The sequence below is a fragment of the Ruegeria sp. CDSC051 genome, assembly GCF_059610665.1.
In genome coordinates this window covers 396738-408491 of sequence record NZ_JBXWOC010000003.1, presented here as the reverse complement: position 1 = coordinate 408491, position 11754 = coordinate 396738, and the positions used below count along the sequence as shown (strand labels likewise).

The 11754-nt window shown below is 58.4% G+C and carries 10 protein-coding genes; 3 read left to right on the top strand and 7 right to left on the bottom strand.

Going from position 1 to position 11754, the window contains the following annotated elements:
* The first annotated feature begins 51 nt into the window (after nt 1-51).
* Nucleotides 52-528, top strand: a complete 477-nt coding sequence (locus AC2FH0_RS10220) for a hypothetical protein (RefSeq protein ID WP_496789249.1) — start codon at nt 52-54, stop codon at nt 526-528.
* Between the two features lie 595 nt (nt 529-1123).
* Here the strand turns inward: AC2FH0_RS10220 and AC2FH0_RS10215 are convergent.
* A complete protein-coding gene (locus tag AC2FH0_RS10215) occupies nt 1124-3406 on the bottom strand; it encodes an adenosylcobalamin-dependent ribonucleoside-diphosphate reductase (protein WP_142638886.1) in 2283 nt (760 codons plus the stop codon).
* A 128-nt stretch (nt 3407-3534) separates the two neighbouring features.
* Between AC2FH0_RS10215 and AC2FH0_RS10210 the strand changes: the two genes are divergently transcribed.
* Entirely contained in the window at nt 3535-3966 is a 432-nt protein-coding gene (locus AC2FH0_RS10210; RefSeq protein ID WP_281973647.1) for a DUF1489 family protein, read from the top strand.
* Here the strand turns inward: AC2FH0_RS10210 and hisG are convergent, their stop codons facing one another.
* The 3 genes from hisG to hisS are packed head-to-tail and all read right to left on the bottom strand — an operon-like array spanning nt 3967 to nt 7232.
* Entirely contained in the window at nt 3967-4656 is a 690-nt protein-coding gene (gene hisG, locus AC2FH0_RS10205; RefSeq protein WP_496703847.1) for an ATP phosphoribosyltransferase, read from the bottom strand.
* A complete protein-coding gene (locus AC2FH0_RS10200) occupies nt 4653-5741 on the bottom strand; it encodes an ATP phosphoribosyltransferase regulatory subunit (protein ID WP_142638892.1) in 1089 nt (362 codons plus the stop codon). The genes hisG and AC2FH0_RS10200 overlap by 4 nt, the downstream gene beginning before the upstream one ends.
* Nucleotides 5742-5744: 3 nt before the next feature.
* The gene (gene hisS / locus AC2FH0_RS10195; RefSeq protein ID WP_496709674.1) at nt 5745-7232 is read right to left on the bottom strand and encodes a histidine--tRNA ligase; all 1488 of its coding nucleotides are present in this window, start codon (nt 7230-7232) and stop codon (nt 5745-5747) included.
* Between the two features lie 128 nt (nt 7233-7360).
* Here hisS and AC2FH0_RS10190 point away from each other — a divergent pair, with 128 nt between their 5' ends.
* Nucleotides 7361-7555: a SlyX family protein gene (locus AC2FH0_RS10190; protein WP_142638896.1), complete on the top strand. Its 195-nt coding sequence runs from the start codon at nt 7361-7363 to the stop codon at nt 7553-7555.
* Nucleotides 7556-7559: 4 nt separating this feature from the next.
* Here AC2FH0_RS10190 and AC2FH0_RS10185 read toward each other — a convergent pair whose 3' ends face one another.
* From AC2FH0_RS10185 to dnaE, 3 genes are all read right to left on the bottom strand, one after another.
* Nucleotides 7560-7913: a hypothetical protein gene (locus AC2FH0_RS10185; protein ID WP_496692277.1), complete on the bottom strand. Its 354-nt coding sequence runs from the start codon at nt 7911-7913 to the stop codon at nt 7560-7562.
* 20 nt (nt 7914-7933) lie between these two features.
* Nucleotides 7934-8146 carry a YMGG-like glycine zipper-containing protein gene (locus AC2FH0_RS10180; RefSeq protein ID WP_496709675.1) on the bottom strand — a complete coding sequence of 71 codons (213 nt, stop codon included), beginning with the start codon at nt 8144-8146 and terminating at the stop codon, nt 7934-7936.
* Nucleotides 8147-8235: 89 nt separating this feature from the next.
* Nucleotides 8236-11736, bottom strand: coding sequence for a DNA polymerase III subunit alpha (dnaE, locus tag AC2FH0_RS10175; protein ID WP_496789248.1), 3501 nt, complete (start codon nt 11734-11736; stop codon nt 8236-8238).
* Between the last annotated feature and the right edge of the window lie 18 nt (nt 11737-11754).

The following is an 11754-nucleotide window of genomic DNA, read 5'->3' as shown; positions in this document are numbered from 1 at the left end:
CTCAAAAGGCACTGCCTATGAAAACGATCTTGACCGCAATCGTGCCGGCAGTTGCCGGCATCCGGGCCCGCGTCTGCTCAGAATACTGACTGGAACTACGAGGCAACGATCTACCTGTTCGCGCCCGAGACCAAAACCGCAATCGATACACCCTCAGGGCAGATCAAGGGCGCACTCATGTTTGGCGACGCGCTTGAGAATCTGGACTTTGCCTTTATGGGAGCCTTTGCCGCCAGTAACGGGAAATGGAGCTTTCTCACCGACTATATGTACACGGACCTGTCCTTCGGCAACGAGATTGTATCTTTGGTACTAGAGATGCGCCGCAACGCGTGCCAGCCCTCATTGGTGGCGGCAGACATCCACGGCATTTCTTCATGTAAAGAAGATACTGTCTCGTCCACCCAGTGCTCGCCTCTCGGCTCCACCAAGCGAACCTCATTCATTAGTGGGCGCAGTCGTTGGATTTCTTTCTCCGAGAGATGCCCAAGACCTGAGGCTTCAGCCCTGTGTTGTGGGCTGCGCTGAACTAGATTTTTGATGCGCCGCTTGTCATCTCAAGTTAGCGCGACACTATCCGATAGTTCGCGAGCAACTTTATCGAAATCATCTCCGCCGAGATCGACCGAATGTTCATCGTCTCCGATGAATTCTCTGGCCAGCCGCGTTTTGCGCTATTTCTTCAAATATTCAGTGAATCGATGCGTGAGTGCACGATTTTCAAAGTTGGGATCCGTGGCAAGTAGGAGTTTGATGGTCTTCATAGCAGTTCCCTCATCTATCCAGTGAGACAAACCGACCGAAAACGAGCGCAAAAGAAGATAAATTATCAGCAGCTACCGGTCGGCCCTAACAGGGGCAGATCAGAAAAATCGTATGAGAAAGATATGCTGTGATGTCGTCATAGAATGAAACAGCCCTATTGCCGGACGCACGCTAATACCTTCGTACTATTGATACTGGCTGAGAAAGCATCTGTTAAGAAACATCAAACGCTTTCCCGCCCCTATGATAACAAGGGGATTTTGATACTTGGGCGACAAAGACCTTGTCTTTGGGCGAAAAAATCGCTGATTTGGGTCTCAATTGCTTGGTGTATCAACAACAAACCCACTACTTCAGATCACCCGCATTTAGAGTGACCGCAGCTACGGCAGGTCATGCATCCTTCGATCATCACCATGTCGAACTGACCGCAGGACGGGCAGGCTTTGCCGCGGGGGCCGTCGAGGTTGACCACTTGCGCCTGAGGGTCGGATTTCAGCCCCATCCCTTCGCCCTCAAGGAAGCCTATATTGATCAGGTGCTGCTCGATCACTCCGCCAATCGCGGCCAGGATCGAGGGGATGTATTTGCCTTTCACCCAGGCCCCGCCACGCGGGTCGAACACCGCCTTGAGTTCCTCGACCACAAAGGACACATCACCGCCCCGACGGAACACGGCCGAGATCATGCGGGTCAGCGCAAGCGTCCATGCATAATGCTCCATGTTCTTGGAGTTGATGAATACCTCGAACGGACGACGGCGGCCGCCAATGACAATGTCATTTATGGTCAGGTAAATCGCATGCTCGCTGTCGGGCCATTTCAACTTATATGTTGACCCCTCTAGCGATTGTGGGCGGTCCAGCGGTTCGGACATATAGATGACATCGCCGCCATCAACCTCGTGCGGCGCATCCGCACTTTCTCCAGGAGCTTTGTCGGCACTCTCTGATACGGTCAGAACCGACCCCGTCACATCGTTGGGGCGATAGGTCGTGCACCCTTTGCAGCCCTGATCCCAGGCCTGCATGTAGACATCTTTGAAAGCGTCAAAGCTGATATCCTCGGGGCAGTTGATCGTCTTGGAAATCGAGCTGTCGATCCATTTCTGTGCCGCCGCCTGCATCTTGACATGATCAGACGGAGGCAGCGTCTGCGCGTTGACGAAATAGTCGGGCAGGTCCTTATCACCAAACTTGTCGCGCCACATCTGAACAGCGTAATCCACGACTTCTTCTTCGGTGCGTGAGCCATCTTTTTGCAGGACCTTGCGCGTATACGCATAGGCAAAGACCGGCTCGATCCCCGAAGAGACGTTGCCCGCGTACAGGGAAATCGTCCCCGTCGGGGCAATCGACGTCAGCAGCGCGTTGCGGATGCCGTGTTCGCGGATCGCATCGCGTACGTCGTCATCCATCTGCAGCATTGTGCCGCTGGCCAGGTACTTCTCGGCTTCGAACAAGGGAAACGCCCCCTTTTCCTTTGCCAAATCGACCGACGCCAGATACGCGGCGCGGGCGATTGCGTGCAACCAGCGCTCGGTCTGACGCGCCGCCTCGTCAGAGCCATAGCGTAGACCCAGCATCAACAGTGCATCGGCCAGCCCGGTGACACCCAAACCAATGCGGCGTTTATCTTGCGCCTCGGCCTCTTGTTCGGCCAGCGGGAATTTCGAGGCGTCGACCACATTGTCCATCATGCGAACGGCGGTGGCGACCAGCTCTTGCAGCGCGGCCTCATCGAGATGTGCGGCATCCTCGAACGGTCCGGCCACCAGACGCGCCAGGTTGATCGAGCCCAACAGACAGGCGCCATACGGCGGCAGGGGCTGTTCACCGCAGGGGTTCGTCGCCGCGATGGTCTCGACATAGCTGAGGTTGTTGGCCGCATTGATCCGATCGATGAAGATCACACCTGGCTCGGCATAGTCGTAAGTGGCCTGCATGATCTTGTTCCATAGATCGCGGGCCTGGATGGTGTGATAGACCTTGCCATCAAACACCAGTTCCCACGGGCCATCGGCCTTGACTGCCTCCATGAACGGATCTGTCACCAGAACCGACATGTTGAACATGCGCAGACGGGCCGGGTCGGATTTGGCGGTGATGAACTGTTCGATATCGGGATGATCGCAGCGCATGGTCGCCATCATCGCCCCGCGGCGCGACCCCGCGGACATGATCGTGCGGCACATCGCGTCCCACACATCCATAAAGCTCAGCGGCCCCGAGGCGTCCGCCGCCACCCCGTGTACATCCGCCCCACGCGGACGAATGGTTGAGAAATCATAGCCGATCCCCCCACCCTGCTGCATGGTCAGGGCGGCCTCTTTCAACATATCGAAAATACCGCCCATGCTGTCTGGTATGGTTCCCATGACAAAACAGTTGAACAGGGTCACCCGGCGTGCAGTGCCCGCACCGGCGGTGATGCGTCCGGCGGGCAGATATTTGAAATCCTCCAACGCCTCAAAGAACTTGTCTTCCCAATGAGCAGGGTCCTGTTCCACGCGGGCCAGATCGCGAGCGATACGGCGCCAGCTGTCTTCAACCGTTTGGTCGATGGGTGTTCCATCCGCCTGTTTAAAGCGGTATTTCATGTCCCAGATCTGCTCGGCGATGGGGGCGGCAAAGCGGCTCATTGGTGATTCCCTGTCTTGAAAGAGGTATCCAGATTAGCCCAATTCGCACCTTCACCACAACACCTTGATGAAGCGGTGCAGAAGGCTACAATATAAAGGTAGCCTTGGGACGACTCTGTGGGAAAGCTGTGGATAAGTACGTAAACCTCATAAAACTGTCCGTCGGATCAGAAAGCGTCGACACGCTGATCGCATGGCAGGAGAGTCGCATGCCTCTGTACGAGGACGGATTGCCGCGCCACGTGACACGCATGTGGCCCAAACGCGAGGCAGAGATTCTGAATGGCGGATCAATCTATTGGGTGATCAAAGGCGTTGTGCAATGCCGTCAGCGCATCCTACGTATGGACGAAGTGATCGGGGATGACGGCATTCGCCGCTGCGCCATTATTCTGGATCCTGAGGTTCATCGCACCCAGAACGCCCTGAAGCGCCCCTTTCAGGGGTGGCGTTATCTCAAGCCCGAGGACACCCCCGCCGATCTGCCAAAAACCCGCGCGCAGGACGATGCCCTGCCCGATGATCTGAACCGCGCGCTGGCGGATATCGGCGTGCTGTAATCAGGCCAGACGGTCGAGCACCTCAGTCAGAACATCCTTGTCTTCGTCCGTATACTTGGCCACCCGGCTGCGCCATAGGGTTGCTTGCGATTGCAGGATCAACCCGTCTGTCAGAATTTTCAGGTGGTTGGCGCGCAGGGTTTCCCCCGTTGATGTGATATCGGCAATCGCTTCGGCGGTTTCATTCACTACCGTGCCTTCGGTCGCCCCCTGGCTGTCGACCAGCGTATAATCGGCCACGCCCGCATCTGTCAGAAATTCACGCACCAACCGGTGGTATTTGGTGGCAATCCGCAGGCGGTGGCCGTGGGTCTTGCGAAAAGCCGCCGCCGCCGCGTCAAGGTCATCAAGCGTGTCCACGTCGACCCAGCAGGCTGGCGTAGCGATGATCAGATCGGCCTTGCCAAACCCAAGCGGAGAAACTTCTTCGACCTGCTGTTCCCAGCGCGGCAGTTTTTCATGCACCAGATCAATTCCGGTGACGCCAAGATGAATGCGACCAGCAGCCAATTCACGCGGAATTTCCCCCGCCGATAACAGGATCAGCGAGACACCCTCGATCCCTTCCACCTTACCGGCATATTCGCGGTCCGACCCACTGCGAGACAGGGTGATGCCGCGCTTTTCGAACCACGAAAAGGTCTTTTCCATCAACCGGCCCTTTGAAGGCACGCCCAGTTTCAGGCTCATTGGGCGTCCTCCTCAATCTCCAGCATCAGGTCCGGGCGCAGCACGCCGCCAACTGCAGGGATTTCTGCCCCTTTGCCCAAGTGGCGGGTCAGTGCATCATAGCGCCCCCCAGTGGCAATGGGTGGCAAATCCGGCCGGCCCTCGGCGTAGAAACCAAAGACAAACCCGTCATAATACTCCATCGAGGTCCGGCCATAAGACGCTTCGAAATCCAACCTGTCCACATCCACGCCGCGCGCTTGCAAGGCCGCGATCCGCGCCTCAAGCCGGTCCAGTGCCGGGGTGATCTGCGGCAAGTCCACCGCCACGTCGCGCAGCTGTTCAAGCGCAAAGGGCATGGTTTCGCGGACGTTCAGCAGGGTTTCCAACCCGGCCAATTCGTTGTCGGAAATCGGTGGGGTATCACGATCCTCACGCAGGGCTTCGATCCGCGCCTGAATTTCAGAGGCGCGGCGCTTGCCGATCATAGGCGCGTCGGTTGCCAAAGGGTCAGCAGCCTCGAGTAAGGTCTTGCGTCCTTCAGGCCCCGGCTTGCGCCCAGCGAAACGGTCCAGCAAGACGCGAAAACGGCGGGGCCGCCACAGATGGCGCATCAGGGCCGCCTTGCGCCGGTCGGAAGTCCTCAGCCCCTGGACAGCAGCGGTCAGGATACCGATATCCCCGGTTGCCGCCCGCAGGGGCAACCCACGCAGTTGCAACGCAAACAGCGAAAACACTTCGGCATCGGCACTGGCCGGATCGGTGCGATCAAACACCTCATACCCGACCTGGATATATTCATTCGCGCGATCCGGATCGTGTTCCTGCCGTCGAAACACCTCACCCGAATAGGTATAGCGCGCCGGTTCGGCACCGTCGGACATGTGCATTTGCACCACCGGCAGCGTGAAATCCGGGCGCAGCATTTGTTCACCATGCAGCGCATCCGAGGTCACGTAAGCACGGGCGCGAATGTCTTCCCCATAGAGGTCCAGCAACGTTTCAGCCGGTTGCAACAGAGGCGGATCAACAACCCGGGCACCTGCGGTCTCAAATCGCACCCGCATCATTGCTGCGCGCGTCTGTATCTGAGTACGGTTGGCCATGGCTCAGTCCTGACTGTCCAGAATTTCGCGCACCTTGGCGACCAGATCACCGCGCGGCACCTCGAACTGGCTGGGGCGTTCTTTCCATTCCTCAAGCGTGGCGCTTTCGGCGATCTTGGCACCGAGGATCAGGTCCTTGATCTGCAGGATCCCGTTCGCCTTTTCGTCGCCGCCTTCGATCACCGCAATGGGTGAGTTCCGTTTGTCCGCATATTTCAGCTGATTGCCAAAGTTCTTGGGGTTGCCCAGATACACCTCGGCCCGGATGCCCGCATTGCGCAACTCGGCCACCATGGCCTGATAATCCGCCATGCGGTCGCGATCCATGACGGTGACAACCACCGGCCCCTTGGCCTGTGCGCTGATCCGCCCCTTTTCGCGCAGGGCGGCCAGCAGACGGTCAACCCCGATCGAGACGCCGGTCGCGGGCACTTCCTGCCCGGTGAATCGCTTGACCAGATCGTCATAGCGCCCGCCGCCTGCGACAGAGCCGAACTGCCGCTTGCGGCCTTTCTCGTCAAAGATATCAAAGGTCAACTCGGCCTCATAGACCGGACCGGTGTAATAGCCCAACCCACGCACGACCGATGGGTCAATCTCGATCCGATCCGCGCCATAGCCGCCGGCTTCCAGCAAGGTCCCGATCTGTTCCAGTTCGCCAATGCCATCCGCACCGATTTGGCTGTCACCCACGGCGGCACGCAGATTGGCCAGCGTTCCTGCGGTATCTGCAGCTTTGGAGGTCAGGAAGGCGATGACCGGTTCTGCCTGATCATCGCTTAGACCCACGCCGTCGATGAAGGCACCTGACGCGTCCAGACGACCCTTGGTCAGCAATTCGCGCACGCCTGCTTCGCCCACCTTATCGAACTTGTCGATGGTGCGCAGCACGCTGTCACGGGCGGCGGCGTCTTCGCCCAGACCCATCGCCTCGAGCACGCCGTTCAGTACCTTGCGATTATTCACCCGCACCAGATAGTCACCGCGCGGGATGCCCACGGTTTCCAGCGTATCCGACAACATGGCGCAAATCTCGGCATCCGCCGCCATTGATGCGGTACCCACCGTATCCGCATCACATTGATAAAACTGACGATACCGCCCCGGGCCTGGCTTTTCGTTGCGCCAGACCGGACCCATCGCATAGCGGCGATACGGTGTCGGCAGATCGTTGCGGTGCTGCGCATAGACGCGGGCCAATGGCGCGGTCAGGTCATAGCGCAGGGCCATCCAATCGCCCTTGTCGTTCTCATCGAATTCCTGCCAGGCAAAGACGCCTTCGTTCGGGCGATCCACGTCAGGCAGGAACTTGCCCAGCGCTTCGACCGTTTCGACCGCGCTGCTCTCCAAAGCATCAAAGCCATAGCGATGATAGACACCCGCGATAGTCCACAGCATCTCGGTGCGCTGCGTGACTTCCTCGCCAAAATAGTCGCGAAACCCTTTCGGCGTTACGGCCTTGGGGCGGGGCTGTTTCTTGGGCTTGGCCATTTGGGGCGTCCTTGGGCGTTAAGTGTTCCGCGCGCGGTCTATCCCATGGCCCGTTTCGGGGCAAGGCGCGCTTTCGCTGGCCTTGCACAGCCGGTGCCGTTATGACCGGCCCGAGACAGGAGTTTCCAATGCAACATCTGGAAGAGCAGATCGCCCATCTGACCCGCACGGTCGAAGATCTGAACACAATCGTCACGCGCCAGCAGGATGAGATCGACAACTTGACCCGCCGGGTTGAGGTGCTGATGCGCCGCGAAGGTGAACGGGCACAAGAAGGATCAGGCGGCATCATCCTAGGAGACGAACGCCCGCCGCATTACTGAGCGATTACAAGCCGAGCGTCGTTTTCACCGCATTGTCGACAACCCCGCCCAACAGGGCATGCTGGTCCTCGGCGCAGCCCTCTCTCAATGCGGCTATGAAGGTCTCGCGCAGTTTCGCTTTGTCCTCGTCCGTGCTTGCGTGATCATTGATATCAATCTGGCGGTTATAGATCGACAGCGCTGTCATCTTCTCGACAACCGCATAGATATAGGCCTCATCACCGTCCGACTCTTCAACCACCGTTGCACAGGTATGATACATGACGGGCAATGCGTCCTGAACCATTTGTTCAGCAGCTTCGTCGGCGATGGCCATGCCCGGAACGATCATGCACAGGCTTGCGAGAGCGGTTTTCATTTGGGTCAAACGCATCGTAGTCATTTCCAGTTATGTCCAATAAGGGCCCCGGCCACGCCACCGATTGCCGCGCCCTTGCCATCACCAATCAAAGCACCGACGCCCGCCCCGATCAACGCGCCTTCGATGGTGTTCTTTTTCTTCTTGTCGTCCGCCACCACCGACCCGGCGGTGACCAAGGCCACCGACGCTGCCAATATCAATGTTCGAAAACCGAAATGTGGGATCGTCATATGGTTGCCCTCCTGTGGCATCACCAGAAAATCTCTTTCAGTCCTCAGCCTATCCGGCGGGCGAATGTCAGGCAACTTTTCCGGGGCGGTCAGATTTCCTCAACCGACATCACGCCGTCCAGCGACTTGATCGCCCCTTTGATCTGCGGGTTGATCGGGAATTCCTGGCCGAGGTCCATCTCGACATCTCCCGGCAGGCCAGGATCAAGCAGGCACAGATGGATAGGCCCTTTCGCAGCCCCCTTGGCTGCGCCAGCGGCATCTTCCAGAACTTTGGCAACTGTGGGCAGAACCTGCGACTGGTCAACAAAAATGCGCAGCCCGGTCGCCCCTGCCTCGGCCACGACTGCATCTACCGGCCCGACGGACCGGCCTAGCAGTTTGAGTTGATCGGCCTCCATCGTTGCTTCGGCGGTCAGCACCACCTGTGCACCGGTTTCCAGAAACTCACGGGATTTCTCCAGCGTTTCGGAAAACAGTGTGACCTCATAGGCACCTGTAGGGTCAGAAAGTTGGGCAAAGGCAAACCGGTTTCCGCGCGCAGATTTCCGTTCCTGCCGCCCAGCCACTACACCGGCCATCTTGGCGATCAGCGGACCCGAGCGTGCCTTTTCCATCACCTCATCCAGTGCCAGTACCTGCTTGCGTTTTAGGGCAGGCATATAATCATCCAGCGGGTGGCCGGACAGGTAAAATCCGATGGCCTTGAACTCTTCGCTCAAACGCTCGGCAGGCAACCAGTCCGGCGTCGGCGAAAGGCGTGGCTCGGGCAGGTCGTCGCCCGCCTCGCCGAACAGCGATACCTGGTTCGAGTTCTTCTGATCGTGGATCGCAGCTGAATATTGCACCAGTGGATCAAGGCTTTCGAAGACGCGGCGGCGGTTCTTGTCGAGTTCATCAAACGCGCCAGCACGCGCCAGCATTTCCAAGGGCCGCTTGCCGACCTTCTTCAGATCAACGCGGCGGGCAAAGTCGAAGAGGTTGACGAACGGTTTGCCTGCACGTCCTTCTACTACCAAATTCATAGCCTCAACGCCGACGTTTTTCAACGCGCCCAGCGCGTAAACCAGATGCTGATCCACCACGTCAAACGTGGATTGCGAGCGGTTCACGCAGGGCGGTATGTAAGGCAGTTCCAACCCTTTGCGGACTTCCTCGAAGTAAACCGCCAGCTTGTCAGTCAGATGGATATCGCAGTTCATGACCCCGGCCATGAACTCGACCGGGTGGTTCGCCTTCAACCAGCCGGTCTGATAGCTGACCACGGCATAGGCGGCAGCGTGGGATTTGTTGAAGCCATAGTTGGCGAATTTATCCAACAGGTTCCAGACCTCGGTCGCCTTAGCCTCGTCCACGTCATTCTCAGCAGCGCCTTTGAGGAACTTAGGCCGCTCGGCATCCATCGCCTCCTGAATTTTCTTACCCATCGCGCGGCGCAGCAAATCCGCTCCGCCAAGGCTATAGCCCGCCATTTCCTGAGCGATCTGCATAACCTGTTCCTGGTAGACGATAATGCCTTGGGTTTCGTCCAGGATATGGTCGATGGAAGGGTGCAGCGTGTCCCGTTCACTCAGCTTGTTCTTGACCTCGCAGAACTTGGGGATGTTCTCCATCGGGCCCGGACGGTATAGCGCGACGAGGGCGATGATATCCTCGATACAATCCGGTTTCATCCGCTTGAGCGCATCCATCATGCCCGAGGATTCCACCTGGAACACCGCTACGGTCTTGGCCGCTGAGTAGAGTTTGTAAGTCGCTTCATCATCCAGCGGGATGGCGTTGATCTGGTTCGCGGCCCCCTCGGCGGCTTCGTACAGCTCGGTGCCATCAGCAGCGATGTGCAGGTCGCGCCCGGATTTGAAGATCAGATCCATCGCATTCTGGATCACGGTCAGGGTTTTCAGACCCAGAAAGTCGAATTTAACCAGACCGGCCTGTTCTACCCATTTCATGTTGAATTGGGTCGCAGGCATGTCGGAACGCGGATCCTGATACAGCGGCACCAGCGCATCCAGCGGACGGTCGCCAATCACCACACCAGCCGCGTGGGTCGACGCGTTTCGCAACAGCCCCTCGACCTGCTGGCCATAAGTCAGCAGACGGTCCACAACCTCCTCGTTACGCGCCTCTTCCCGCAGCCGGGGTTCATCTTTCAACGCCTTCTCGATGGAGACGGGTTTGACGCCTTCCACCGGGATCATCTTGGACAGGCGATCCACCTGCCCATATGGCATCTGCAAAACCCGCCCGATGTCACGCACGGCGGCCTTCGACAGCAGCGCGCCAAAAGTTATGATCTGCCCAACCTTGTCGCGCCCATATTTCTGCTGCACGTAGCGGATCACCTCTTCGCGGCGGTCCATGCAGAAGTCGATATCGAAGTCAGGCATCGATACCCGTTCGGGGTTCAGGAAACGTTCGAACAGCAGCGAATAACGCAACGGATCAAGGTCGGTGATCGTCAGCGCATAGGCCACCAGCGACCCCGCGCCCGAGCCCCGCCCCGGCCCAACCGGGATGTCCTGATCCTTTGACCATTGGATGAAATCGGCAACGATCAGGAAATAACCCGGAAACCCCATGCCCTCGATGATGTCCAGTTCGAAATCCAGCCGCTTCTGATACTCTTCAGGGGTTACCGCATGCGGGATCACGGCCAGACGTTTCTGCAGACCTTCATTGGCTATGCGGCGCAGCTCGGCCACCTCGTCATCGGCGAATTTCGGCAGGATCGGATCGCGGCGATAGGCCATGAACGCACAGCGCCTGGCGATCTCGACCGTGTTTTCGATTGCTTCGGGCAGATCGGCGAACAGGGTCGCCATTTCCTGCTGCGACTTGAAATAATGCTGTGCGGTCAGACGGCGGCGGCCATCCTGCTGATCGACATAAGCGCCCTCGGCAATACAGATCAGCGCATCATGCGCTTCGTACATGTCCGTGGTCGGGAAGTAGACATCGTTGGTAGCCACCAGCGGCAGGTTCTTGGCATAGGCCATTTCAACATGGCCGCGCTCGGTCAGACGTTCGGCCTCGGGCTGACCACCCTCGCCTGGATGGCGCTGTAGTTCGACATACAGACGATCCGGGAACATGGTTGCAAGGCGATCCACCAAGACCTCGGCCGCTGGGCGCTGCCCTTGCTGCAACAAGCGACCCACCGGTCCGTCAGGGCCGCCAGACAGGCAGATCAGACCATCCGAGCGCTCTGCCAGTTCATCCAATGTCACCTGCGGCAACTGCCCGCCCTTGTCCACATACAGGCAAGAGCTGAGCTTCATTAGGTTTTCATACCCGGCCTCTGACTGCGCCAGCAGCACCAGCGGCGCGGGGGCTTTCGCTTTCTCGCCCGGTTGCGCCTGCAGGTAGGTCAGATCGACCTGGCACCCCATGATCGGCTGAACGCCCGCTCCGCTGGCGGTGACCGAAAACTCCAACGCAGAGAACATGCTGTTGGTGTCCGTGACGGCGACGGCGGGCATCTCAAGCTTTTCACACAGACCAGGCAGCTTTTTCAGCCGCACGGCGCCTTCCAGCAGGGAATATTCGGTGTGAACGCGGAGGTGGATGAATCGTGGAGTGCTGCTCATGCCGCCCACGCTATCGCA

What these genes read in the sequence shown, in the direction of transcription:
- AC2FH0_RS10215 (WP_142638886.1), bottom strand. Translation starts at nt 3,406, where the DNA reads ATGAGCCGCTTTGCCGCCCCCATCGCCGAGCAGATCTGGGACATGAAA.
- hisG (WP_496703847.1), bottom strand. Translation starts at nt 4,656, where the DNA reads ATGAGCCTGAAACTGGGCGTGCCTTCAAAGGGCCGGTTGATGGAAAAG.
- AC2FH0_RS10200 (WP_142638892.1), bottom strand. Translation starts at nt 5,741, where the DNA reads ATGGCCAACCGTACTCAGATACAGACGCGCGCAGCAATGATGCGGGTG.
- hisS (WP_496709674.1), bottom strand. Translation starts at nt 7,232, where the DNA reads ATGGCCAAGCCCAAGAAACAGCCCCGCCCCAAGGCCGTAACGCCGAAA.
- AC2FH0_RS10190 (WP_142638896.1), top strand. Translation starts at nt 7,361, where the DNA reads ATGCAACATCTGGAAGAGCAGATCGCCCATCTGACCCGCACGGTCGAA.
- AC2FH0_RS10185 (WP_496692277.1), bottom strand. Translation starts at nt 7,913, where the DNA reads ATGAAAACCGCTCTCGCAAGCCTGTGCATGATCGTTCCGGGCATGGCC.
- AC2FH0_RS10180 (WP_496709675.1), bottom strand. Translation starts at nt 8,146, where the DNA reads ATGACGATCCCACATTTCGGTTTTCGAACATTGATATTGGCAGCGTCG.
- dnaE (WP_496789248.1), bottom strand. Translation starts at nt 11,736, where the DNA reads ATGAGCAGCACTCCACGATTCATCCACCTCCGCGTTCACACCGAATAT.